The sequence below is a fragment of the Streptomyces sp. NBC_00005 genome (assembly GCF_045160215.1).
Lineage (GTDB): Bacteria > Actinomycetota > Actinomycetes > Streptomycetales > Streptomycetaceae > Streptomyces.
This window is the reverse complement of record NZ_CP108316.1, coordinates 2,730,030-2,754,245: the sequence shown is the minus strand read 5'-3', so window position 1 is coordinate 2,754,245 and position 24,216 is coordinate 2,730,030. Positions and strand designations below refer to the sequence as shown.

General features: G+C 69.9%; 19 protein-coding genes. 5 read left to right on the top strand and 14 right to left on the bottom strand.

Annotated elements, in window-relative coordinates:
- Positions 1-206 precede the first annotated feature (206 nt).
- Positions 207-1,289 carry an endo-1,4-beta-xylanase gene (locus OG303_RS13000; protein WP_405868021.1) on the bottom strand — a complete coding sequence of 361 codons (1,083 nt, stop codon included), beginning with the start codon at positions 1,287-1,289 and terminating at the stop codon, positions 207-209.
- 115 nt (positions 1,290-1,404) lie between these two features.
- On the opposite strand from OG303_RS13000, the gene OG303_RS12995 reads away from it, so the two are divergent.
- Positions 1,405-2,676 carry an MFS transporter gene (locus OG303_RS12995; protein ID WP_405868019.1) on the top strand — a complete coding sequence of 424 codons (1,272 nt, stop codon included), beginning with the start codon at positions 1,405-1,407 and terminating at the stop codon, positions 2,674-2,676.
- A gap of 5 nt (positions 2,677-2,681) precedes the next feature.
- On the opposite strand, the gene OG303_RS12990 is transcribed toward OG303_RS12995, so the two are convergent.
- The 13 genes from OG303_RS12990 to OG303_RS12930 form a co-directional block, all read right to left on the bottom strand.
- Positions 2,682-3,251, bottom strand: coding sequence for a hypothetical protein (locus tag OG303_RS12990; protein ID WP_405868017.1), 570 nt, complete (start codon positions 3,249-3,251; stop codon positions 2,682-2,684).
- 16 nt (positions 3,252-3,267) lie between these two features.
- Positions 3,268-4,431 carry an MFS transporter gene (locus OG303_RS12985; protein ID WP_405868015.1) on the bottom strand — a complete coding sequence of 388 codons (1,164 nt, stop codon included), beginning with the start codon at positions 4,429-4,431 and terminating at the stop codon, positions 3,268-3,270.
- Complete coding sequence (locus OG303_RS12980; RefSeq protein ID WP_405868013.1) at positions 4,428-5,228, bottom strand: ABC transporter permease; 801 nt, start codon at positions 5,226-5,228, stop codon at positions 4,428-4,430. The genes OG303_RS12985 and OG303_RS12980 overlap by 4 nt, the downstream gene beginning before the upstream one ends.
- A gap of 5 nt (positions 5,229-5,233) precedes the next feature.
- Entirely contained in the window at positions 5,234-6,037 is an 804-nt protein-coding gene (locus tag OG303_RS12975) for an ABC transporter permease (protein WP_405868011.1), read from the bottom strand.
- 1 nt (position 6,038) lies between these two features.
- Positions 6,039-7,046 carry an ATP-binding cassette domain-containing protein gene (locus OG303_RS12970; protein WP_405868009.1) on the bottom strand — a complete coding sequence of 336 codons (1,008 nt, stop codon included), beginning with the start codon at positions 7,044-7,046 and terminating at the stop codon, positions 6,039-6,041.
- Positions 7,043-8,122: an MFS transporter gene (locus tag OG303_RS12965; protein ID WP_405877235.1), complete on the bottom strand. Its 1,080-nt coding sequence runs from the start codon at positions 8,120-8,122 to the stop codon at positions 7,043-7,045. The genes OG303_RS12970 and OG303_RS12965 overlap by 4 nt, the downstream gene beginning before the upstream one ends.
- Before the next feature lie 89 nt (positions 8,123-8,211).
- Positions 8,212-11,082, bottom strand: a complete 2,871-nt coding sequence (locus OG303_RS12960) for a glycoside hydrolase family 2 TIM barrel-domain containing protein (RefSeq protein ID WP_405868007.1) — start codon at positions 11,080-11,082, stop codon at positions 8,212-8,214.
- 25 nt (positions 11,083-11,107) lie between these two features.
- Positions 11,108-11,974 (bottom strand): carbohydrate ABC transporter permease, encoded by an 867-nt coding sequence (locus tag OG303_RS12955; protein WP_405868005.1) that lies wholly within the window; start codon positions 11,972-11,974, stop codon positions 11,108-11,110.
- Complete coding sequence (locus tag OG303_RS12950) at positions 11,971-12,939, bottom strand: carbohydrate ABC transporter permease (protein WP_405868003.1); 969 nt, start codon at positions 12,937-12,939, stop codon at positions 11,971-11,973. Before OG303_RS12950 ends, OG303_RS12955 begins: the two co-directional genes overlap by 4 nt.
- A 20-nt stretch (positions 12,940-12,959) precedes the next feature.
- Complete coding sequence (locus tag OG303_RS12945; RefSeq protein ID WP_405868001.1) at positions 12,960-14,225, bottom strand: ABC transporter substrate-binding protein; 1,266 nt, start codon at positions 14,223-14,225, stop codon at positions 12,960-12,962.
- A 256-nt stretch (positions 14,226-14,481) separates the two neighbouring features.
- Positions 14,482-16,326 (bottom strand): glycoside hydrolase, encoded by a 1,845-nt coding sequence (locus OG303_RS12940; protein ID WP_405867999.1) that lies wholly within the window; start codon positions 16,324-16,326, stop codon positions 14,482-14,484.
- 11 nt (positions 16,327-16,337) lie between these two features.
- Positions 16,338-17,585 (bottom strand): ROK family transcriptional regulator, encoded by a 1,248-nt coding sequence (locus OG303_RS12935; protein WP_405867997.1) that lies wholly within the window; start codon positions 17,583-17,585, stop codon positions 16,338-16,340.
- Between the two features lie 128 nt (positions 17,586-17,713).
- Positions 17,714-18,967 carry a D-arabinono-1,4-lactone oxidase gene (locus tag OG303_RS12930; RefSeq protein WP_405877233.1) on the bottom strand — a complete coding sequence of 418 codons (1,254 nt, stop codon included), beginning with the start codon at positions 18,965-18,967 and terminating at the stop codon, positions 17,714-17,716.
- Positions 18,968-19,089: 122 nt separating this feature from the next.
- Between OG303_RS12930 and OG303_RS12925 the strand changes: the two genes are divergently transcribed.
- From OG303_RS12925 to OG303_RS12910, 4 genes are all read left to right on the top strand, one after another.
- Positions 19,090-20,097 carry a hydroxyacid dehydrogenase gene (locus OG303_RS12925; protein ID WP_405867995.1) on the top strand — a complete coding sequence of 336 codons (1,008 nt, stop codon included), beginning with the start codon at positions 19,090-19,092 and terminating at the stop codon, positions 20,095-20,097.
- Between the two features lie 109 nt (positions 20,098-20,206).
- Positions 20,207-20,881 (top strand): pyridoxamine 5'-phosphate oxidase family protein, encoded by a 675-nt coding sequence (locus OG303_RS12920; RefSeq protein ID WP_405867993.1) that lies wholly within the window; start codon positions 20,207-20,209, stop codon positions 20,879-20,881.
- 58 nt (positions 20,882-20,939) lie between these two features.
- Positions 20,940-22,274, top strand: a complete 1,335-nt coding sequence (locus OG303_RS12915) for a radical SAM protein (RefSeq protein ID WP_405867991.1) — start codon at positions 20,940-20,942, stop codon at positions 22,272-22,274.
- Positions 22,275-22,636: 362 nt separating this feature from the next.
- Positions 22,637-24,109, top strand: coding sequence for a cellulose binding domain-containing protein (locus tag OG303_RS12910; protein WP_405867989.1), 1,473 nt, complete (start codon positions 22,637-22,639; stop codon positions 24,107-24,109).
- Positions 24,110-24,216: the final 107 nt, after the last annotated feature.

Genomic DNA, 24,216 nt, shown 5'->3' with positions numbered 1-24,216 from the left:
GTTTGCGGCGGGGGCGGTGCGGCCGGTGCGGCGCGTCGAGTTCGCCCACGGCCGCCGGCACGTGACGGTGTCCTGCGCCGCCTCCGCGCAGCGGCGAGCGCGGCGCGGGGTGAGTCGGCGGAGCCGTGCCAGAGCTGGTTGCACACTCGCCCTCCCCGAGCAACCGCAGCGCCATGTCCCCGCCACCGGTCTCCGACGTCAAAAGCTCACACACTCGGATTGAGCCCGTTAGACAACCCCGTATAAGCCGGCTTCGTCCCATAGCTCTCGTTGTACGGCAGTGCCGCGCCGTAACCGCTGAACGTTCCCGGTATCCAGGAGTACTTGTCGGTGATGCCCCATACCGTGATGCCGGCGCAGCGGGGTACGCCCAGGCAGTTCTCGCTTGCTGTCTTGTAGTCGGTGGACTGTTGGGCGAGTTCGGTGGAGGAGGCCGGGAGGGGGATGCGGATGTCGAGTTCGGTGACCGAGACCTCGAGGCCGAGGTCGGAGAAGCGCTTGAGGTTGGCCTTCATCGACGAGGGGACGCCGCCGACCACGAAGTGGGACTGGAAGCCGATGCCGTTCAACGGGACGCCGGCGGCGAGGAGTTGCTTGGCGAGGGCGTACAGGGCGTCGCTCTTCGCGTTGTCCGCCTCGATGTTGTAGTCGTTGATGTACAGCTTGGCCGCCGGGTCGGCGGCGTGGGCCCACTTCAGCGCGTTCGCGATGTAGCCGGTGCCGAGCTTGTCCTGCCACAGCGAACCGCGCATCGAACCGTCCTCGTTGAACGCCTCGTTGACGACGTCCCAGGCGTACACCTTGCCCTTGTAGCGGCCGACCTCGGTGTCGATGTGGCTCTTGAGGATCGAACTCAGCTCGGAGGCGGAGAAGTTGCCGTTCTTGAGCCAGGACGGCAGCTGTGCGTACCAGGCCAGGGTGTGTCCGCGTACGCCCTGGTGGTGGGCGGTGGCATGCGCCACCAGACGGTCCGCCGCGGCCCAGTTGAAGCTGCCCCGGGTCGGCTCCACCGCGTCCCACTTCATCGCGTTCTCGGCCGTCACCGAGTTGAACTCCCGGTCCAGGACGGTGGTGTACGACGAGTCGGAGGTCAGCGGGGTGTCGCCGACGGCCGCGCCGATCTTCACGCCGCGGCCGTCGGCGTACCCGCGCAGGGTGCTCGCGGCCGAGGCGTCCGGGGTGAGTTGGGGGAGGGTGACGACTGCGGTGGCGAGCAACGCGCCCGCGGCGGCGAGCGGCAGGGGGCGGAAGACGCGACGGCGGCGGTGGGTGCGGGGGGTGTCCGGCACGGCTGCTCCTCGTAGCGGGGGAGGTGTGGCGGTGGGGGTGCGGGGTGCGTGGATATCTCAGTCGCCAGTTGCCGCCGGGAGCCGTAAGGTTGCCGGGGATTCGGGGGAGGTGCGGGTGTCGTACGAAGCGCAGAAGGACGGCAGCCGCGCTCAGGACGTCACTCCTCCCACCGGTCAACCCCTTTGGCGGCAGCGGGACTTCGGTGTCTTCTGGGCCGCCCAGACCCTTTCCGTCCTCGGTGACTCCTTCGCCCTGATCGCGTTGCCCCTGCTGGTCCTTCAGGCCACGGGCTCGGTCGCGCGCATGGGTCTGCTGACGGCGGTGGGCGGCGCCGCGGCGGTGGCGGCGGGGGTGTTCGCCGGGGTGCTGGTGGACCGGGTCGACCGCCGCCGACTGCTGATCACCTGCGACCTCGTACGCATGGTGCTGTACGGGTCGATCCCGCTGGTGTGGCTGTTCGGCCCGCGGATCTGGCTGCTGTACGCGGTGCTGCCGCTGTGCGAGGCCGTCGGCACCTTCTTCGCCGTCGGCTATGTGACCGTCGTGCGCAGCCTGGTCGGCACCGAGCAACTGACGGAGGCCAACGGACGGTTGAACGCCACGGCCGCCGCGGCCGGGGTGCTGGGCCCGCTGTGCGCGGGACTGGTCGCCGGCTGGGCGGGCGCGGCCGCCGCCGTCGGCGTGGACGCGGCCAGCTTCGGGGTGTCGGCGACCTGCCTGCTCCTCGTACGCTTCCGCGCCCGCCCCGCGGACGACGACGGCGGCCCGGCGCAGCCCACCGGCCTGTGGCGGGACCTGCGGGCCGGGGTCTCGTTCCTCTACGGCCACCCGGTCCTGCGGACCCTCACCGCCCTCCTCTTCGTCTTCAGCTTCCTCACCTTCGGCCTGAGCGACCTGGTCATCTACCACCTCAAGCACGACCTCGGCCACGACGACCGCACGGTCGGCACGGTCATGGGGCTGGGCGCGCTCGGCACGATCACCGGCGCGCTGCTCGTCGCGCGCATCCGCCGCCGCCTGGGCTTCGGGCGCACCTGGACCGGCGCGGTCGCGATGTGCGGCGTGGCGTTCGCCGGGCTCGGCTGGGCGCGGGAGGTGCCCGTGGTGGCCGCCCTGAGCGCGGTCTTCCTGGCCGGCGTCGGCATCGCGGGCACCTGCTCCATGTCCCTGCGCCAGGAGGTGACGCCGGAACCCCTGCTCGGCCGCGTCACCTCGGCCTTCTGGACCCTCCACTACTCTGCGGCCCCCGCCGGCGCGGCCGTCCTGACCTGGGCGGCGGAACGCCGGGGCACGGCACCGGTGGGCCTGGTGGCGGGCGCCTGCTGCGTACTGATCGCGGTGGCGGCGCTGTTCACGCCGATACGGCGGTCAGGGCGCCGCTCCTGACGGGCTCACCTGCACGCGCAGCCGCCCCGCACCGCGTCCAGCGCCGACCACACGGCACCGTGCTCCTCCCGGTCGAACACCCTCGGCTCAGGGGGCCGTTCGGTGCCGAACACCACGTACGACTCGGCGACGAACGACAGGCCTCCCCACTTCTCGCGCGTATGGACCCGGCCCAGGCAGACCCCGCACCCGACGCAACCGATCCACGGCACGAGGACCGACCCGGCGGACGGACGCCCCGGGACGACGGATCGTACGTCCAACGTCTTCCGGGCCCCGTCCTCGAACACCCGCAGCAGCCCGGGCTCACCCGCACACGCCACGATCCGCGCCCCGAGTGGATCCCACATCCCCCACTGCCCGGCCATCACCGCGAGCTCGGCCCGCTCCAACCCGCCGATGGGGAGCCCGAGTTCGAGCAGCCTGCCCACCAGCGCATCGAGCCCGCCCTCCTGCTCGCCGATGTCCCAGCACGCCTGCACCTCGTCCACGTCCTCGGCGGTCGGCAGCAGTGCGGCGAGCCGGGACCAGACGGCGCCTTCGGCTGCGTAGGCCCTTGCACGTCGGTCGTCCATGGACGCCGAGGGTAGATCAGTTGCCGTCGGGTACCACCACCCACCTGACCAACACCGCGGCCCCCACCCCCGCCACCACCAGCGCCCCCAGTGCCCCCCGAAGGCTCGTCGCCCCCGCGAGCAGGCCCACCGCCGGGCCCGCCAGCAGGAAGCCCGGCCACTGGCCGATGGTGATGACCGAGACGCCCTCGCCGGGTGGGACGCCCGGTTGGCGGCCGGCCAGGGCGATCGCCGACGGGAGTACGCAGGCGATACCCAGGCCGACGACCGTGAAGCCGGTCAGCGACATCCACAGCGCGGGGTGTGCGACGACCACCGTCACGCCCAGCGCCACCGTCAGCAGCGAGGCGCGCAGGAACACCCGCCGCCCCAGCCGGGCCACGAACCGGTCGCCCAGCAGCCGCCCGACGAGGATCGCCACCGAGAAGCAGGTGTACGTCGCCGCGCCCAGCGCCGCCCCCTCGTCGAGGAAGTCGGCCGTGTACACCGAACTCCACTGGGAGGCCGCCCCCTCGACGAAGGAACCCAGGAACGCGATGCCGGCGAGCAGCACCAGGTGGGGGGTGAAGCGCTCACGCAGCGGTCGGCGTTGTTCCGTGTGGACCGCAGCATCCTCCGGCAGCCGGGCGCCCAGGATCAGCAGGAGCGTCCCGAGGACACCGCTGCTGATCGCCATCTGGACCCCCGGTGGGACGTCCGTTGCCGCGGCGAGTGTGCCGAGGGTGCCGCCCGCCAGCACGCCGACGCTGTAGCAGGCGTGGAAGCCGGACATGAGAGGCCGGCCGTGGGCGCGCTCCACCGCGACCGCGAGCGCGTTGACCGGCGTGGCCAGGAAGGTCGCCCCGACGCCCCACACCGTCAGGCCCAGCACCAGGGCGGGGACGGACGAAGCCCCGGCCAGCACAGGCGCGTTGAGGAGTACGACGGTCGAGGCCGCGAGGGCGAGCAGGCGGGTGCTCACGCGGCCGATCAGTACCGTGATCAGGACGATCGCGACCAGGTCACCGGCCGCCGAGGAGCTGCTGAGCAGACCCCACCGGGCCGTGTCCACGCCGACCTGGTCCCGGATCGCCGGGATCCGGGCCATCCAACCGCCTTGCGTACCGCCGAGGATGACGAACACCAGGCGTACTGCGAGACGCGTCCGTAAATCGGCGGATGCCGTCGCGGTGCCGGTCATCCGTTCACCCCCGTGTAGTGGTTCAGGCTCCAGCGCCACAGGAGTCGTGCCCCGAGATACGCGAGGACGCCGAGCAGCGGGGAGGCCGCCGCCAGCCAGTACGGGACTCCGGTGTCGTGGCCGTGCCCGGTGAGCACCGCGGCGGGGAAGTAGGCGACGAACGCGAGCGGGAGGCCGAAGGTGAGGAAGCCGCCCACCGCCCTCGGCAGCACGTTCAGCGGATAGCTGCCGAAGGTGCCGAGCAGCTCCTCCAGCCAGCGGCCCCAGTAGTCGGCGGCGGGGAAGCGCAGCGCCGCGCAGGCCACCGCCGTGAACAGGGCGGCCTCCAGGAGCATGCCGCCGATGAGGCAGGCGACGAGATAGGTGATCCGCCCTGCCGACCAGTCGAGTTGACTGCGGGACAGGGCGCCGATCATCAGACCGACGGCCACGGTCATGTCGCCGATCGCGTTGGTGGGGAAGAACTGCAGCTGCACCTGACGGTGGACCGGCATCGGCCGCATCAGGTAGATGTCGATCCGCCCCTCCTGGATGAACCGGCCCAGCCCGTGCATCCGGCCCAGGAACAGCACGAACAGCCCGTGCGCCAGCATCCGTGTCGCCGGGATCAGGAGCACCTCCGAGCTGTCCCAGCCGCCCATGCCGGTGAACCGGGCCAGCAGCACGGTGGCGAACACGATCACCGACACCTGCCAGATCGCGCCGATCGCGATGTTCAGCAGGAACTCGACCCGATACTCCATCTGGGCACGGATGTTGAGACGCGTGATGCGCCAGGCGATCCGGACGGCATTCATAGGCATCAGCCTCCTTGGGAGATGACTCGCTGGGCGGCCCGCCGCCACAGGAACCGGGTGAACAGGAAGAGCAGCACCACCCAGACGGCCTGAAGCGCCAACTGACCGGCCGCGTCCGACAGTTGGATCCGGCCCACGTACAGCGACAGCGGCACGCTCAGCGTCGCCTGGAAGGGCAGGAAGGTGCTCATGGTGCGGAACCAGCCGGGAAAGAACCACAGCGGGGCGTAGACCCCGGACAGCAGGTTCTGCGCGAAGATCAGGATCAGCATCGCGGAGTTGTTGCGGATGGTCCAGAAGCACAGCTGGTCCAGCAGGAGCATCACGAAGTACAGGACCAGCTGTCCGAGCAGCAGGCTGACCACGAACACCCCGGCGACGACGGCCGATGCGGGCGGTTCGATCACCCCGGCCGCCAGGCACACCGCGTAACCGGCGAGCGCCCACGCGGCGCCGTAGACCTGTTCGCCGAGGGCGCGCAGCGCGTGGTAGCGGGCGGGCGGCAGCGGGCGCAGATACCAGTAGACGATGGTGCCGAAGTGCATGTGCTGGATGACGGTGTCCCGGCCCGCGTACTGGTCCAACTCCCTCAGCCGGGACGCCAGTACGGCCAGCACGGCGTACGTGATCGCCTGTTCGCGGCTGAGTCCCGCGGTGGATCCGGTGTGCGCGTACAGGCCGTTCCACAGGGAGGCGACCAGGACCACCTGGACGGTCAGCCGGACCAGGACGGCCGTCATCCGGGGCGGGGAGTGCAACTCGCCGAGCGGCGTGACGCGGGCGGTGCGCCACGCGTGCAGGACCGCCATCTCAGACCCCCTCCGCCGCGGGCCCAGCATGCGCGTACGCGGCCCGCATCACGTCCTCCAACTCCGCCTCGTCTATGGCGATGTCGGTCACCTCGTAGCGCTCGATGACCGCCTTGAGCGCCTGGTGCACGGTCGGCGCGTCGGGCCCGTCCGGGCCGAAGACCACCCGCGGGCCGTCGTGCCGCAGTACCGCGATGCCCGGCGGCGGTACGACGTCGGCGTGCCCGTCGGCGAGCGTCGCCCGCACCTGCCACGTCGAGCCGAACCTGCGGCGGATCTCGTCGAGGGTGCCGTCGAGGACGAGCTGCCCGTGATTGATCAGGACGACGCGCTCGGCGAGCCGCTCGACCTCCGTCATGTCGTGCGTGGTCAGCAGGACCGTACGCCCGCGCTGCTCCACCTGGTGGCGCAGGAACTCGCGGACCTGCTCCTTGACCACCACGTCCATGCCGATGGTCGGCTCGTCGAGGAAGACGACCGGCGGGTCGTGCAGCAGGGCCGCGGCCAGGTCGCAGCGCACGCGCTGGCCCAGGGAGAGGTGGCGGACGCGGGTGTCCCAGAAGGCGGACAGTTCGAGGATGCCGTCGAACTCCCGCAGCCGGTCGGCGTGTTCGGCCTTCGGCACGTCGTAGATGTCCCGCAGGATCGCGAACGACTCCCGCACCGGCAGGTCCCACCACAACTGGGTGCGCTGTCCGAACACCGCGCCGATGTTCAGGGCGTTGCGCTGCCGGTCCTCGTACGGCACCACGCCCGCGACCCGCGCCTCGCCGGAGGTGGGCGTCAGGATGCCGGTGAGCATCTTGATGGTGGTGGACTTGCCGGCACCGTTCGGGCCCAGCAGGGCGAGGAGTTCGCCCTGCGCCACATCGAAGCTGATGTCGGAGACGGCATGCTTGGCGGCCCGCTCCGGGTTGACGAGAGAGCGGAGCGCGCCGGTGAGGCCCGGGCGCCGGACGGTGGTGTGGAAGGTGCGGGACAGGCCACGGACCTCGATGCTGCCGATCAATCGACGTACCTCCGGGTGAGTCGCATCAGCCAGACGGTCGCCGCGAGCGAGGCGGCGGAGAGCACGGTGAGCAGCCAGGGGACCGCGTGGATGCCCGAGGCCTCGATGCCCACCCCCAACAGCGGGGGAGCCGCCACTCCGCCGATCATCGACGCGGCGATGACCCAGGCACCGGCGCGCTTCGCCTGGGGAAGTGCCCTGTTCAGCCAGGGCAGACCGGTCGGGAAGACCGGCGCGATGAACAACCCAACACCGGCGTACGCCACCGGCGCCACTCCTTTTACACGTGCCAACAGCAGACACACGGTCATGCCGGCCGCGCAGATCGTCAGGATGCGCTCGGGGGAGTGCTTCAGAGTGAGCGGCACGACGAGGAAACGGCCCGCCGTCATCATCAGCCAGTACACCGAGGTCGCCGAGGCGGCCACGGTCGCGCTGTAGCCGACGGTCTCGAGATGGGTGGGCTCCCAGCCGCCCACGCCCGCCTCCACCGCGACATTGAGGATGTAGAGGACGAGGAAGCCGACGAGGATGCGGGAGAGCCCGAGACCGCGTTCGGCGGGAGGAGCCGGCGCACCGTCAGATCTCTTCGTACGTACGCCACTTGAGCCCAGCGGGACCAAGAGCACCGCCAGCATCGCGCACGCCCCGAAGGCGTACGGGTACTTGTTCGGGCCAAGCCACGCCACCACCGCCGGGCCGAGCACCGCTCCGATGCCGAAGTGGGCGTTGAGAACGTTGAGCATGGCCGTGGAGCGGTCGCCGAAGCCGACGGCGAACAGCTGGTTGAGGCCGTAGTCGATACCGCCGAAGCCGAGACCGCCGAGGAACGCGGCCGCCAGGGCGAGCGGCCAGTTAGGGGCGAGCGCGAAGCCCGCGGCGCCCAGCGCCATCAGGCCGTAACTCGCCGCCAGCAGCGTCCTGTTGCTGATCCGGGAGTGGATCGCGTTGAAGGCCAGGACGCCCGCGACGCCACCCGTGAAGTGCAGGCTCAGGCCGAGGCCGGCGCCCGAGGGGGACAGACCGAACTCCTCGCGCAGGCCCGGCACCGCGGGGCCGTAGAGCGCCTGGAGCATGCCGATGAGGACGAACCCCACACAGGACGCGACCGCGGCCGACCGGCTGAAGAGTCGGTCGGCCGCGCGGGACCCTATGTCCGTGTCCGTCAATGGAGCTCCGAGAAGACGAAGGAGAACTCGGCCGGTTCGGCGCGCAGGGTGTACTGCGGCAGCACACCCGGGCCGCAGGAGCCCGTGCCGATGCCGTGCAGGCCGTGGTCGAGGTTCACCCAGACCGTGTCGCCGGCCGTGAGGTCGGTGAGGTGGGTGGCCGCGTCCAGCTGCTCGGTCGTCCAGCGGCGGGCGCTGAGGAAGAACTCCGGGCCGCCCTCGATCCGCAGCCCGCCGATCTCCGCCCAACGGACGTCGGCACGCGCGCCGTTCTCCTGCGGGCGGAGGTACGGCGTCTGCAGCCCGTCGACCGTGGACTCCCAACGGCCCAGCCGGGAAGCCGACTTGGTGTCGGGGTAGGCCTCACTGGGACCGCCGCCGAACCAGCGCACACGGTCGGCGCTCGCGTCGAGCCCGAAGCGGATGCCGAGCCGCGGCAGTGGAAGCGCGGACCAGTCGCCCTCCGGGTTCACGGACACCGTCAGCTTCAGCCGGTTGCCGTCCGAGGTCCAGCGGTACACCGTGGCGAGGCCCACCTCCCAGGCGGCGGGCGCCACCCGGGTCCGTACCGTCAGCGCGTCGTCCTCCAGCTCCACGGAGTCGATCCGGTGCCGCATGCGGTGCAGGCCGTACTTGCGCCACAGTTCCGCGTAGCGAGTGCCGGTCAGCCACTCCGCGCCCTCGTCGTTGTCGGTGGTCGCCCGCCACACGTCCAGCCGCAGGCCGTCCACCTCGACCCCGCCGATCGTCTTCAGCGCACCGGTGCGGGTGTCGAAGGAGGCCGGGCCGAGGGTGATGACACGCTCGCTCAGGACGGGGCCGTCGGTCGCCGGGACCGTCGGCAACTGCCGTGCTGCCACCGGGACTTGGCCCCATGCAACCTCATGGCCCTTGGGCGCCCACGCAGTGTCGGTCGCCAGCGAGGCCCGCACCGTCCACTGCGCCTCGCCACCGCTGTGATCGGCGGGCGGCTCGGGCAGCTTCACGTCGGCCGACTCGCCCGGGGCGAGCGCGGGCACCGACAGGGAGCCCGACTCGGCGGTCTCGCCGTCCACTTGGTAGGACCACTCGAAGGCGAATGCGGACAGGTCGGCGAAGTCCTGCTTGTTCGTGACCCGCACGGCGGTGTCGGAGCCGTCGAAGGAGACGGGCTCGATCACCTTCTTGAACTCCACGAGCCCCGGCGACGGAGCCCGGTCCGGGAACAGCAGTCCGTCGCAGACGAAGTTCCCGTCGTGCAGCTCCTCGCCGAAGTCGCCGCCGTAGGCGTAGCCCAGCTCGGGATGCTTGACGCCGTGGTCGATCCACTCCCAGACGAAGGCGCCCTGGAGGCGGTCGTACGTCTCGAACAGCTGCTGGTAGTCGGCCAGTCCACCGGGGCCGTTGCCCATGGCGTGCGCGTACTCGCACAGGATGAAGGGGAGTGCACGTCGCTTGTGGGTGCCGCCGTCCAGGTCCCGGCCGATCGCCTCGACCTCGGCGTGCGAGGCGTACATCCGCGAGTACATGTCGGTGTCGCGGCAGTCCCAGTCGCCCTCGTAGTGCACGAGGCGCGAGGAGTCCCGGCCGTGGATCCACTCGGCCATGGCGGTCAGGCCGCGGCCGGTGCCGGCCTCGTTGCCCAGCGACCAGATGACCACCGACGGGTGGTTCTTGTCGCGCTCGACCATGCGGGCCGCACGGTCGAGGAGGGCCGGGGTCCAGCGGTCGTCGTCGACGGGGTTGTCCCGCCAGGCCTGCTCGGTGAAGCCGTGGGTCTCCAGGTCGCACTCGTCGATGACCCACAGGCCGTACTCGTCGCACAGGTCGAGGAAGGCCGGGTGCGGCGGGTAGTGCGAGGTGCGGACGGAGTTGATGTTGTGCCGCTTCATCAGCAGCACGTCCTCGCGCATGGTCTCCAGGTCGAGCGCGCGGCCCTTCTCCGGGTGCCACTCGTGCCGGTTGACGCCCTTGAACAGGAGGGGCGTGCCGTTGACCTTGATCAGGCCGTCGGCCAGCTCCACCGTACGGAAACCGATACGCAGCGGCACGCGCTCGCCCTCGGTGACCAGCACACCGTCGTACAGCTTCGGCGTCTCGGCCGTCCACGCCTCGACCGGGACCGTCACGGACTCGCCGGTCGCGACATCGATGTCCAGGGCGGGCACGGACACCCGCCCGTCGACGTCGGAGTCGACGCGCAGGGTGCCCTCGCCCGTGACGTGGTCGTAGGAGGCGTGCACGAAGAAGTCCAGGGCGCTGCCCGCCGGGCGGTGCAGCAGCGTCACGTCACGGAAGATGCCGGGCAGCCACCACTGGTCCTGGTCCTCCAGGTACGAGCCCGCCGACCACTGGTGCACGCGGACGGCCAGCACGTTGCCGCTCGGCTTCAGCAGGTGCCCGACCGCGAACTCGTGCGGCAGCCGGGAGCCCTTGAACTCGCCGATGTCCGTGCCGTTGAGCCAGACGCGGGCGCAGGACTCCACGCCGTCGAAGCGGATCACCGCACCGCCGTCGGCCGGCCAGTCCGCGGGCAGGTCGAAGACGTGCAGGTGGTCGCCGGTCGGGTTCTCCGTCGGGACGTGCGGCGGGTCGACCGGGAAGGGGTAGAGGTGGTTCGTGTAGATGGGCAGGCCGAACGCGCCGTCGCCCTGGAGCACCCAGTGGCCGGGGACCGCGACCTCGGCCCAGTCCCCGGCGTCGTAGCCCTCCTCGGCGAACGAGTCGTCCTCGGCGTCGGCGGTCGGCGACACACGAAGCCGCCAACTGCCGTTCAGGGAAAGCGACGCCGCGTCCGAGGACGCGTACCAGGCGCGGGGCGGGAGGGCCCCGCTGCCCGGTGAGACGTCCTCGACGTAGTCGATGGCCGGGGTCGTGCGGAAAGACATCGGTCTCCAGGTCGTGAGAGGAGGGTCAGCCCTTGATGCCGGTCTGTGCGATCCCCTGGACCAGCCAGCGCTGGAGGAAGAGGAAGACGAACACCAGGGGCAGGATGGAAATGGCGGTGGCCATGAAGATCAGATGGAAGTTGACGGTCTGGTTGGTCATGAAGGAGGAGAGCGCGATCTGGACGGTCCACGAGCTCGGGTCCTGGCCGATGACCAGCGGCCACAGGAAGGCGTTCCAGCCGCTGATGAACGTGATCGTGGCGATCGCCGCGAAGAAGTTCAGTGAGTTGGGTACGACGATCCGCCAGTACGCGCCCCAGTAGCCGAGCCCGTCCACGCGTGCCGCCTCCTCCAGCTCTTTGGGGAACCCCAAGAAGTACTGCCGGAACAGGAAGCAGGTGAAACCACTGAACAGGCCAGGAATGATGAGGCCACGGTACGTGTCCACCCAGCCGAGGGACGAGACCAGTACGAAGCTCGGTACGAAGGTGACGGCCGTCGGGACCATCAGGGTCGCCAGGACGGCGTAGAAGACCTTGTTGGCGTGCCGGTAGGGGATGCGGGCCAGGCCGTAGCCGGCGAGCGAGCAGACCAGGAGGGTGCCGACGGTCATCAGGGTGGCGACGACGAAGGAGTTCCACAGGGAGCGGCCGAACTCGACCGTCGGGTCGTCGAAGAGTTCGGAGATGTTGGCCCACTGGAACGAGGGGAGCAGCTTCCAGTTCTCGCCCGTGATCTCCTGGTCCGTGGAGAGGGAGTTGCGGACGATCAGATAGAACGGGACCAGGAAGAACGCGGCGGCCGCACTGACGGCCACGTACAGGCCCGTGTTGCTGAAGATCCTCCCGCGCTTACTGCTGTTCTTGGCAACCTGCGGTGCGGTGGTGGTCACTTGGACTCCTCCCCCCTTCCGAAGCCCATGATCTTGCCCTGGGCCAGGGTGACGATGCAGATCAGCAGCGACAGGATGACCGCGCCGGCGCTGCCGGCGCCGTAGTCCTGGCTCGTGCCGAGGGCCGTCTTGTAGAGCTCCATGAGGGGTGTCTGGGCCCAGGTCGCCTTGGTCCCGATGATGTTGAAGAACTCGTCGAAGGCCTGATAGGCGGCAACCAGCAGGAGCAGGATCACCGCGGTCGTGGTGGCCCGCAGCTGGGGCAGCGTGATGTACCGGAAGGTCTGCCAGCCCGGTTTGGCGCCGTCGATGGCGGCGGCCTCGTACAGCTCCGCCGGGATGTTCTGCAGCGCCGCCAGGAACAGGATCATGTAGAAGCCGGCCTGCAGCCACAGACGCAGGGTCAGGATGACCAGCCAGTACCAGGGCGGGCTGGGGTCGGCCAGATAGGCGATGTTGTCGACGCCGAACCAGCCGAGGACCGTGTTCGCCAGGCCGAAGCGGACGCCGCTGAAGATGGACATCTTCCAGATCAGCGAGGCCGCGACATAGGAGCAGGCGGTCGGGAGGAAGAACACCGACCGGAAGAACGCCCGCATGAACCGCAGCCGGTTCACCAGCAGCGCCAGACCCAGCGACAGCGCCCAGGTGGTCGGCACGATGAACGCGGCGAACACGGTGAACGTCAGCAGCGAGTCGGGGAAGTTGCTGTTGGTCAGGATCTGCTTGTAGTTGTCGAAGCCGACGAAGGTGCTCGGCGTGACGGTGTAGCGGGCGTTGAAGAAGCTGAGCCAGATGCTCCATCCGATGGGGACGAAGACGAAGATCACCAGGCCGATGAGGAACGGCCCGGTGAAGAGCCAGAAGTTCAGGGTGGCGTTGCCCCGCAGGCCCCGCCGCGGCCGGGCCTTGGAGGCCTTGGCCGGGGCGGGCTGGGCGACCCCGCGCGTGGTGGTGGTCGACATGTCGTAGTCTTCCCGGCGGCCTATCCGAACAGCTTCTTGAGTTCGACGTTGACCTTCTTGTCGCACGTGTCGAGTGCGGCCTCCGGGTTGCCGCCCTTACGGACGGAGGACGCGATCACGTCGGCGAACGCGGTCTGCATGGTCTGGTCGTAGGAGATGTTGTCGAAGTGGCCGTAGTCGGTGAAGAGCTTCACGGCCTCGGCGGGCAGGCCGGACTTGAGCTTCGTGGCCCCGTTGGCTATCGAGGTGCGCGGCGGGATGTGGAAGCCGTAGGACAGCGCCCAGTCCTCCTGGTACTTCTTCTGGTCGATCCACAGCCACTTGACGTACTCCTTGGCCGCGTCGACGTTCTTGCCCTTGGCGTTGACGAACATCGACCAGCCGCCGTTGTAGACCGACAGCTTGCCGCTGCTGCCGATCTTCGGGAACGGGAAGATGCCCAGGTCGTCGCCGAGCGCCTTCTGCATGACCGGCATGGACCACATGCCGCCCCACTGGATGGCACACAGGCCCTGGTCGAGCGAGGACGGGTCCCAGAAGTCGGTCGGGGCGTCGAGGAGCACATTGCCGCTGGTGAACAGCTTGCGGAGCTGCTTGAGGCCCTCGACGACGCCGTCCGTGTGGTAGGCGATCTTGTTGTTTGCGTCGATGGTGTCGGCGCCGGCCGAGAAGATGATGGGGTTCTGGATCGCGGTGAAGTCGTTGCCGAGGAAGACGCCCTTGACCTTGCTGGTGGTGAGCTTGGCGGCGGCCTCGAGCAGCTCGTCGAGGGTGGTGGGGACGTCGACCTTGGCCTTCTCCAGCATCGACTTGCGGTAGTAGAAGAACTGCGGGTCGTCGATCATCCGTATCCCGTAGATCTTCCCGTCGACCGTGTGCGACTTGATGTCGGCCGGGTTGAAGTCGTCCTTGACCGGGTCGATGATGTCGCTCAGGTCGGCCACCTGGCCGCTCTTGACCATCTGCAGCTGCGGGTGGAACTCGAAGACGTCGGGCGCCTGCTTGGTGAGCAGGGACGAGAAGAGCTTGGCCTCGAAGTTGTTGCCCGTGATCCAGTTGGTGGTCACGTTGGCCTTGGAGTACGCCTTCGCGTACCGCTTGATGGCCTGCTCCGTACCTGCCTCGCCGTAGGCGTGGAAGTACTGGACGAGCTGCTTGCCCGAACCGGACCCGCCCCCACGCCCGTTGTTGCTGCCGCACGCGGCGAGGGTGCCTGCTGCGGCCATGCCCGCGGCGGCCCGGAAGATTGATCGGCGGGACCAGTTGTTGTTGCTCATTGCCGACATGCTGACGTCCTTGTCTCGATTCCGGCTGCGGCTGAGGCTGCGGCTCCACTGCTTCAGCGCGTAGGTGGCTCAAATTGCGTTGCGGTGCGGGGACGTTAACCTTCGGCTAAGGCTTCGGCAAGGGGTTGGACGAAGTCTGTTCGAAGCGTTAAATCCGGTTCGGAATTCCGAACGCAGGGGTGGTGCGCAGGGGGTGGTGCGTGGGGTGAGGGCCGCCGGGTCAGGGTGTGGCCGGCGGCCCTCGATGTGAGGGTGGCTAGCTTCTGTTCCAGACCTCGTTGGTCCCGCCGTTGCAGCTGTACAGGATCACTTTGCTGCCGTCGGCGGTCGACTGGCCGCTGACGTCCAGGCACTTGCCGGACGCCTCGCTGAGGATCTGGCCGTTGGCGTTGAGCAGCCAGCGCTGGCCGGCGTCACCGGTGTAGTCGGGGGTCGTCGTCAGGCCCGAACTCCCGGCCGTCAGATAGCCGTTCACGCCCTTCAGCGCGCCCTTCGCGTCGTACGACCACGACTGCTCGGCCCCGCCCGTGCAGGTGCCGATGGCGGCACCGGACGTGTCCGCGGTCAGGCACTTGCCGGACTGCTTGCCCTGCAGCGCGCCCGTGACGGCCGAACTGCCGTGGCCCTTCTGGTCGAAGACGTACGTCGTGATGGAGCGGGCCGCGAGGGTCGTCGAGGCCGTTGCCGAACTCACCGACGGCTTGGCCACCTTGGCCCAGTCCTCGGTGGCCGACGTCCGTACGGCCTGCGAGGCCCGCACCGGCGCCTTGTTGTTGAAGTGCAGACTCAGCGGAGTGTCAGTGGTGTTGTGGTTGTTGACCACGACCACCCACTTGCCGTCCCGGTCATAGCTGGACACCTCGACCCCGTCCGGCGCCCCGGTCACGTTGTGCGCGACCGAGCCCGGCCGGACGAACTTGCTGTACTGCCCGAGCGCGTAGTACCGCTTGGTGAAGTACAGCTTCTGGTTGCCGTTCGTCGCGTAGTCGGGGTCGTAGTAGATCAGGCCGTCGTTCCAGCCCACGTCGTTCTTCTCGGTCGGCGAGGTGCCGTAGCCGCTCGCGAGCGCCACCCACCACTGGAACGCCGAGTCGTGGGAGCTCGCGAAGTCCTTGTAGACGATCCGCGACATCAGCAGGGCGTTGTCGATCGTGGGGTCGTACTCCTGGTTCCAGCCCGTACTGCCCTTGCCGAAGCAGCAGATCTCGGTGGCCCAGGACTTCTTGCCGACCGTCCTCGACGTCTCGTAGACGTTGCCCAACTGCCCGTCGTTCGGGTTGTTGTACGTGTGGTGGGCGAGCGCGGACACGTACTGCGCGGTGCCCGGCTGCGAGATCCACTGCGGGACCTCGGACACGAACTGGGTCGTCTGGCTGGACTCGTCGGCGATGACCGATGTCTTCTGGTGCCGGGCCTTCTGCTCGGCACCCAGCGCCCGCACGATGTCGTCGCGCTGGTCGGGCGTGACCTTCATGCCCTCCTGCCCGCAGTCACCGAAGTCGTTGTCCGGCTCGTTGAAGGGGCTGATGTAGTCGAACCTCGCGCCCTGCCGGGCGAAGTGGTCGGTCACGTCCGCCACGTACTTGGCGTAGTCCGACTCGTTCTCCGTCTTCAACTGGCCGCCGCAGCTCTGGCCGTTGGTCGTCCACTCGGCGGGCGCGCTGTTGACGAAGCCGATCAGGTCCTCGACGCCGTACTGCGCGGCGTACTTGAGGAACGTCCGGCCGCCCTTGTCCTTGGTCCAGTCGTAGGAGCCGTCGGAGTTCAGGAAGTCCTGGGCGGCGCGGGCGGGGGTGGTGACCGCGGTGCCGCCACCGCCGATGTTGTAGCGGTACGAGCTGAGGTCCAGGCCCTGCTGGGAGAACAGCAGGTTCGCGACCTGGGCCTGCACCTGCGGCTTGAAGTGCTGGAGGTCGTTGACCCACCAGGCGCCCGAGGCACCGATGTCGTCGATGGTCTGGGCGGCGTGCGGGGAGACTTCGGCCGCCGTGGGGGTGGCGGCCGAGGAGGGCGGAGCGGATATGAGCGGTCCCGCGACGGCGAGCGCGGCTGCGGCCGTCAACAGGACCGATCTTCTCGGCTGGGGGTGAGTCACGTGCATCCCTTCCGTCGTCATGAAGGTGGTGCGGTACGGCTCCTTGCGGGGGTGGTGCGTTTCGCATTCCTCTGCCCGACGGACTGCAGCGCCCCTTCGAGCGCGAACGTCGCCGCGCCCAGGCATGCCGGGTCGGTGGGGATCGTGGAGAGGACGATCTCGGTGGCGGCCATCGGCCGCGGCAGCGCGTGCCGGGCGACGGCCTCGCGCACCTCGGCGAGCAGCGGCTCGCCGAGCGTGGCCGCGACCCAGCTGCTGAGCACGACCACCTCGGGGTTGAACAGATTGACCAGGTCGGCGATGCCGGCACCGAGGTAGCGGGCGGTGTCCCGGACCACCTTGAGCGCCACCGGGTCCTGCTCCCGCAGCCCCCTGGCCAGCGCGTCGATGGTGGCCGTCTGGTCCTCCGGGTGCAGCAGTGCGCTGTCGGGGCTGAGCTCTTGCAGGTTGAGCATGATGCCGGGAGCGCCGACGTACGTCTCCACGCAGCCGTGGTTGCCGCAGTGGCACAGGCGTCCGTCCAGGACGATGGTGTTGTGGCCCCACTCGCCGGCGCTGTTGCTGACGCCCCGGTGCAGCCCGCCGCCCAGCAGGAGTCCGGCGCCCACACCGGTGCCGAGGTTGACGACCACGGTGTCCCCGCGCCCGCGCGCGGCCCCGAACCACAGCTCGGCCACCGCGACGGCGCGCAGCGGGTTGTCCAGGTAGAGGGGGTAGGCGATGTGCTCGGTGAGCAGGTCGAGCAGGGGCACGTCGTGCCAGTCCCAGTTGGGCGCGTACTCCGAGATGCCGGTCGCGCGGTCCACCTGCCCCGGCACGCTCACGCCGACGCCGAGCACGCGCGCGCCCTCGATCCCGGCCTGCATGACCACGGACCCGACGGCGGCGGCGACATGGCCCACCATCTGCTCGGGGCGGCTCTCACCGGGGCGGACGTCCTCGTCGGCGCGGGCCAGGACGTTCAGCGCGAGGTCGAACAGCTCGACATGGACGTACGTCTCCGCTATGTCGACGCCGATCAACGCACCTCCCGACGCGTTGACGGCCACGAGGCCCCGGGGGCGGCCGCCCGCCGAGTCCTCGAACCCGACCTCGGTGATCATCCGCAGCTCGAGGAGTTCCCCGACGAGCGTGGCGACCGTGGCGAGGCTCAGCCCCGTGGCGGCCGCCAGCTCCTGCCGGGAGGTGGGTGACGCGGCGATGATCTGGCGCAGCACCTCGTAGCGGTTCGCGGTGCGGATGTCACGTGATGTGCCGCGCTTCATCGAACTCCCCTCGCTGCCCCTACGGCTCATGGCCAGGGCACGTCGGCACCGGCGCGGCGCAAGGCTATGGCCTGCGAGGGGCTTTCGACAAGGGGTTAGGAAAGGGGCTTTATAAAGTCTCCCGGGCCTCAGTCGACCAGCACCGTCCGCACGAAGGGGTTGGCGAATTTTCCGTCAGGATCCAGCGTCCGCGCCAGTGCCCGGAAGTCGCCCAGCCGCGGATACCGCTCCCGCAGCACCTCGGCCGGCACCGTGAACACCTTCCCCCAGTGCGGGCGCGCGTCGAAGGCGTCCAGTGCCTCCTCCACCCGCCGCACCACCGGCAGCGCGACCTCGGTGTCCTCGACCCAGGTGAAGTGCAGCGCCACCGTGTCCCGACCGTACGCCGGGCTCAGCCACTGCGCGTCGGCGGCCACGGTCCGCACCTCGCAGATCTGCAGCACGGGCGCGACCGTCGTGCGGATCGCGTCGAGCGCGTGCAGCGCGTCGAGGGCGCAGTGCCTCGGCAGCAGGTACTCGGACTGCAGCTCGGCGCCGCTGCTCGGCGTGAACTCGGCCCGGAAGTGCGGCAGTCGCTCGTGCCACGGCCCCGGCGCACCGAACTGCTCGGTGCAGTTCACGGCCGGCATCCCCGGCACCGGGTGCAGGGCCTCCGTGGCCGGTGCCGCCCACGGGAAGTCCGGGAGCGGCCGGTCGGTGCGCCGCTTGAGCCACACCTGCCGGAAGCCGGGCTCCCGCCAGTCGGTGAACAGGCTCACGCTGTACGCCGCCGCCGCGATCGTCTCGAACGTCTCGAAGTCCAGCCCGGCGAGGGGGAGTTCGGTGAACACGTACTGCTCGACCTCGAAGGACGGCTCCAGGTCGAGCGTGAGGGTAGTGACGACACCGAGGGCGCCCAGCGAAGTGACCGCACCCTCGAAGCGCTCGTCGCCCCGCGCGATCCGCACCGTCCGCCCGTCCGCCGTGATCAGCTCCACCTCGCGCACGGCCGACGCCAGCGACCCGTTGGCGACCCCCGAGCCGTGCGTGCCGGTCGCGACCGAACCGGCCACGGAGATGTGCGGCAGCGACGCCATGTTGGGCAGCGCGAGCCCGTGCGCGTCCACCACGCGGGCCAGTTCCGCGTACCGGACGCCGCCCGAGACCCGTACCGTACGGGCCGTGGTGTCCACGTCGATCACCGGCGGCAGCCCGGCGATCGAGAGCAGGACGCCCTCCGGGCCCGGCTCGGCGATCTCGTTGAAAGAGTGCCCGCTGCCCAGGACGCGCACCTTCGCGCTGTCGGCCACGAGGGTTGTGAGCGCGTCGAGCGAGTGGGGGCGGTGCAGCTCCTTGGCCGTGTAGGTGATGTTGCCCGCCCAGTTGGTGACCGTCTCCGGCATCCCTGTCATCCCTGTCGTCCCTCCGGCGTGTGCATGTGCGTTGACCCTCTCATTCGCCGCCGCCTACCGTAGAGAGCGGTTTCCACTTCGATTCTGCGCGGCCCAGCCGGAAGGTCACTTCGTTGCCCGAGCGTCCCCAGGCGCTGTTCGCCATGACCGCACAGAACGTTCCGCAGGTCTTCCCGCCCCAGGTGCTCGCGCAGCTGCGGGAATCCGTGCGGATCGACCCCACCCGGGTGGCCCAGGATTTCACCGACCCCCGCGTCCGGGACACGCTGGCCCGCACCGAGATCCTCGTCACCGGCTGGGGCTGCCCCCGCCTGGACGCGGCCGCCCTCGACGCGGCGCCCGAACTGCGCGCGGTGCTGCACTCGGCGGGCTCGGTCAAGGGCTTCGTCACCCCCGAGGTCTGGCGGCGCGGCATCGCGGTCTCCTCGGCGGCCGCCGCCAACGCGATCCCCGTCGCCGAGTACACCCTCGCGATGATCCTCCTCGCCGGCAAGGAGGTCCTCGCCGCCCGCGACCGGCTGCGCACCGAACGCGCCTTCCCCGGCTGGGAGTTCGTCCCCGGCATCGGCAACCACGGCCGCCGCGTGGGCGTGGTCGGGGCCTCGCGCATCGGCCGCCGTCTCCTGGACCTGCTCCGCCCCTTCGAGCTGCGTCCCGGCCTCACCGACCCGTATGTCACCGAGGCGCAGGCCGCCGCGCTCGGCGTACCGCTCCTCCCGCTGGACGACCTGCTGCGCACCTCGGACATCGTGACGCTGCACGCGCCCGAGACCCCTGAGACCCGGCACCTGATCGGCCGGCGCGAGCTGGCCCTGATGCCCGACGGGGCGGTGCTGATCAACACGGCGCGCGGCGGCCTGGTCGACCACGAGGCGCTGATCGCCGAACTGCGCACCGGGCGCCTTTCCGCGGTCCTCGACGTCACCGACCCGGAGCCCTTACCCGCGGACTCGCCCCTCTACGACCTCCCGAACGCCTTCGTCACCCCGCACCTCGCGGGCTCCCAGGGCAACGAGGTGGCCCGCCTCGGCCGCACGGTCGCTGAGGAGGCGGCGCGGTGGGTGGCGGGGGAGGGGCTGGCGTACGGGGTGGATCCGGCGGCGCTGGAGAGGGAGGCGTGAGCGTCGCTCGACCTTCGATCGCTGCGGATTTCGTCGTCCTGAAGTGTGCCGAATATCGATCCCGTAAGCCCGTGGTGATTTCTTCGCGATATCAGTAGCCTGCGACGTTATGAGCCACGAGCCGCTGCCCGCCACCCTCCCGCAGACCGATCGCACCCGCCATCGCCGTCTTCGCGAGCAGGGCAGCGTCGAGCGGGCCGATCTGGAGGCGATCCTCGACGCCGGGTTCGTGTGTCATCTGGGCGTGGTGGTCGAAGGGCGGCCGCTGGTCGTGCCGACGGTCTACGGGCGGGACGAGCGGCAGCTCTACCTGCACGGCTCCGTGGCCAGCCGCAGTCTCGCGGGCGGGACGCCGGTCTGCGTCACCGTCACGCACGTCGACGGCCTGGTCCTCGCCCGCTCCGTGTTCGAGCACGGCGTCAACTACCGCAGCGCGATGATCCACGGCGAGGCCCGCAAGGTCACCGATCCGCAGGAGAAGCTCGAAGGCCTGCGCCGCGTCACCGAGCACGCGGCGCCGGGGCAGTGGTCGTACGCCCGCAGCCCGAACCGCAAGGAACTCGCCGCAACCACCCTCCTGGCCCTCTCCCTCGAAGAGGCCTCGGTCAAGATCCGCACGGGCGCCCCCGACGACGGTGACGGCCCCGACGGGGAACTCGGTCTGTGGGCCGGCACCCTGCCGCTCACCACCACCTGGGGCGCGCCTGTGCCCGACCCCCAGCTGTCGTCCGAGCTCCCTCTGCCGGCACACATCGGGCGACGCGAGGGGACCCGGCACGGCTGACGCCTGCGCAGGGGCATACCGTGAGGAGTCGAACGCCTGAGCCGGAAGGAGAGTGGGGATGGGCAGCCGTACCGCACTGGTCGAGGATCTGATGGAGCGGTTCCCGCACGTACCGCGGGAGGCCGTTTTCAAAGAGGACCTGTTGCGCGGCGGGGTGGCCTTCGACCCGTCCGCGCTCAGCGACAACGAATCCGGAGAGGTCAAGCCGAAGTCGTACTTCATCTTCTCCTTCGACCACGGCACCCTGCCGGAGCTGGGCGAGGCCGCGCTCAGGCGGCCGCCGGAGGAGATCATCCTCACCGGTGGGCCGTACGACCTGCGCCGGACCGTCGTCTCCGTGCGCGTGAACCCGACCTCGCCCTACCGCGTCGCCGCCGACGACGAGGGCGTGCTCGGGCTGTACCTCGATGGGAAGCGCATCGCCGACGTCGGTGTGCCGCCCATGCCGGAGTACTACCGGCACACGCTCTCCAACGGGAAGTCCGTGATGGAGGTGGCCCCCACCATCCAGTGGGGCTACCTGATCTACCTCACCGTCTTCCGCGTCTGCCAGTACTTCGGCGCCAAGGAGGAGTGCCAGTACTGCGACATCAACCACAACTGGCGCCAGCACAAGGCCGCCGGGCGGCCGTACACGGGCGTCAAGGACGTCGATGAGGTCCTCGAGGCGCTGGAGATCATCGACCGGTACGACACCGCGAAGGTGTCGACCGCGTACACGCTGACCGGCGGCGCCATCACGTCCAAGCTCCAGGGCCGCGACGAGGCCGACTTCTACGGCATGTACGCCAAGGCCATCGAGGAGCACTTCCCGAACCGCTGGATCGGCAAGGTCGTCGCCCAGGCGCTGCCCAAGGACGACGTGCAGCGGTTCAAGGACTACGGCGTGCAGATCTACCACCCCAACTACGAGGTGTGGGACCGCCGTCTGTTCGAGCTGTACTGCCCGGGCAAGGAGCGCTACGTCGGCCGCGACGAGTGGCACAAGCGGATCCTCGACTCGGCGGAGGTCTTCGGCGCGCGCAACGTCATCCCCAACTTCGTGGCGGGCGTGGAGATGGCCGAGCCCTTCGGCTTCACGACCGTCGACGAGGCCATCGCGTCGACCACCGAGGGCCTGCGCTTCTTCATGTCGCACGGCATCACGCCCCGTTTCACCACCTGGTGCCCCGAGCCCACGACCCCGCTCGGCAAGGCCAACCCGCAGGGCGCCCCGCTCGAGTACCACATCCGTCTGCTGGAGGCCTACCGCGCCACCATGGACGACTTCGGCCTCAACTCCCCGCCTGGATACGGCCCGCCCGGACCCGGCCGCGCGGTCTTCTCCGTCAGCTCCTTCATGGACAGCCTTCCGGCACGGGAGCCCTCCGCCGAGGAGCCGGCCAAGGCGTGACCGACGGATTGATGCGGCCGCGATCGATACGTCGGGCCGTTCCTTCCGTATAACTCTCGTAGCACCGAGGAGTGGATGCAGGAGTACGCGACCGAAGCCCTCGACGTACATGGTCGGGTCGTGGCGGGCGAGTACTCCAACCGGTAAGACGGGCAACCGCGGCAAAGGATGGGCGGCCGGGTCGGGGGGACCGGCCGCCCACCCACCCGCGGCCACCGTCGCGGCACTGCCGGTAACCGAATTTGAATAGGGTGCTTGTCAGTTGTGTGGAAGCCGTGAAAGGCTCGGGCCCTGCCGCGAGGTTCCCCACAACTCCGTTGCCAATAAGGCGAGTTGACCTCGCATGTGGATGCAGGAGACTCATGCCCGACCTGCCGACCCCGAAGGACGCCGCCGAGGCCGCGATGTTCTCCGAGTGCTGGGACGCGGTCCTTTCCTACGCCGATCTGTGCACCGCCGGCGCCGCCGCGGCCACACAGCTGGCCACGGAGGCGTTCGCGCTCGGGATACGCGAGGCCCGAGCCGACGAGACCGAAAGTGCCCGGAGCACCGGCCGCCGCTCGCCCCGACTCCCCGTGATCCCCCTGCTGTTGACCGCCGTACGCACCACGGCGGCGGCCTGGGAGGCAGGCGGACAGGGCGACGACCTCGACCCCGACCTGCGCCTGTGGCTCAACTCGGACAAGGCCGCCCGCTATACCGGACTTCCGCTGCGGCGCCCGCTCGCCCTGCGCGGCCTGCGCGACCTGCAGGAACCGGACGCCGCTCTGCTGTGGCTGGCCGAGGTGGAGGCGCTGCCGCTGCCCGCGGTGGCCCGTCGGCTCGGCCTCGACCCGGCCCTCGTCGGCGACGAACTCGCCCAGGTACGGGGCCTGTTCAGGGACCGCTGCCACCGCGCCCACCTCGACACACCGATGGACGCGCAGTGCCGCAGCTACGCGCGCCTGCTCGACGCGATCACCAGGTCGCCCGCCGCCGACATCCCGCCGGACCTCTCGCGCCACCTCGCCACGTGCGTGGACTGCGCGGAGGCCGCCGCCTGTCTGCGTGCGCAGGGCGGCGGGCTGCCCGTGGCGCTCGCCGGCGGCGTCATCGGCTGGGGCGGCCTCGCCTACCTGGAGCGCCGCCGCCGGGCGGCCGAGGTGCGCCTCGGCGCCGGGCGACCCGACTCGGCCGACGGGGAGCGGGAGCCCAGGACCGGTACGAACCGTGCGCGCGTCGTGCGCAACGGCCTCCTCGTAGCCGCCGTCCTCGTGTCGCTGCTCGCGCTGGCCGTGTCGATGATGCCGTTCGGCGGCATGGACGACAATGCCGCCAAGGACGATGCCCCGACGGACAGTTCACCGGTGGCGGCCCCCCGCCCGTCCCTGCCTCCCGCCACCTCGTCGCCGCCCGCCTCCCCGACGACGTCCGCCACCGCGACGAAGACCGGCGACAAGAAGGACTCCGACCCGGAACCCCAGGGCACCTCCCAGTCCACGGCCGCCGGCAAACCGGTGCCCGACAAGAGCGAGCCGGCCGCCTGCGAGGTCGCGTACAAGCTGGTCAACCAGTGGCCCGACGGCTTCCAGGCCACCGTCTCCGTCACGTCCCCCGACGCCCTCGACACCTGGCGGGTCGCCTGGTCGTTCCGGGACGGGCAGCAGGTCGGTCAGATGTGGGACGCGAGCTTCGCGCAGAACGGCTCCCGCGTCACCGCCACCGCGGCCGACTACAACAAGTCCGTCGCCGCCGGCGGCAGCCTCTCCTTCGGCTTCATCGCCTCCTGGAGCGGCAAGAACTCCCCGCCGTACGACTTCTATCTCAACGGCCACGTCTGCACGAAAACCAGTTGACGCACCGCCGCCGCAGCGGGCTACTGTTGCGGCGGTTCATACGGCTGCCGACGGCTGCCGTATCCGAAGCGAGCATGGACGAGGAGGTGTCGACCGATGGCTGTCTT

Bases quoted from the DNA above. Each gene is read 5' to 3' on its own strand.
- OG303_RS12990 (WP_405868017.1), bottom strand. From the start codon at position 3,251: ATGGACGACCGACGTGCAAGGGCCTACGCAGCCGAAGGCGCCGTCTGG.
- OG303_RS12920 (WP_405867993.1), top strand. From the start codon at position 20,207: ATGAGCCACGAGCCGCTGCCCGCCACCCTCCCGCAGACCGATCGCACC.
- OG303_RS12940 (WP_405867999.1), bottom strand. From the start codon at position 16,326: ATGCACGTGACTCACCCCCAGCCGAGAAGATCGGTCCTGTTGACGGCC.
- OG303_RS12985 (WP_405868015.1), bottom strand. From the start codon at position 4,431: ATGACCGGCACCGCGACGGCATCCGCCGATTTACGGACGCGTCTCGCA.
- OG303_RS12915 (WP_405867991.1), top strand. From the start codon at position 20,940: ATGGGCAGCCGTACCGCACTGGTCGAGGATCTGATGGAGCGGTTCCCG.
- OG303_RS12965 (WP_405877235.1), bottom strand. From the start codon at position 8,122: ATGCTCCAGGCGCTCTACGGCCCCGCGGTGCCGGGCCTGCGCGAGGAG.
- OG303_RS12935 (WP_405867997.1), bottom strand. From the start codon at position 17,585: ATGAAGCGCGGCACATCACGTGACATCCGCACCGCGAACCGCTACGAG.
- OG303_RS12960 (WP_405868007.1), bottom strand. From the start codon at position 11,082: ATGTCTTTCCGCACGACCCCGGCCATCGACTACGTCGAGGACGTCTCA.
- OG303_RS12950 (WP_405868003.1), bottom strand. From the start codon at position 12,939: ATGTCGACCACCACCACGCGCGGGGTCGCCCAGCCCGCCCCGGCCAAG.
- OG303_RS12910 (WP_405867989.1), top strand. From the start codon at position 22,637: ATGCCCGACCTGCCGACCCCGAAGGACGCCGCCGAGGCCGCGATGTTC.
- OG303_RS12930 (WP_405877233.1), bottom strand. From the start codon at position 18,967: ATGCCGGAGACGGTCACCAACTGGGCGGGCAACATCACCTACACGGCC.
- OG303_RS12945 (WP_405868001.1), bottom strand. From the start codon at position 14,225: ATGTCGGCAATGAGCAACAACAACTGGTCCCGCCGATCAATCTTCCGG.
- OG303_RS12975 (WP_405868011.1), bottom strand. From the start codon at position 6,037: ATGGCGGTCCTGCACGCGTGGCGCACCGCCCGCGTCACGCCGCTCGGC.
- OG303_RS12980 (WP_405868013.1), bottom strand. From the start codon at position 5,228: ATGAATGCCGTCCGGATCGCCTGGCGCATCACGCGTCTCAACATCCGT.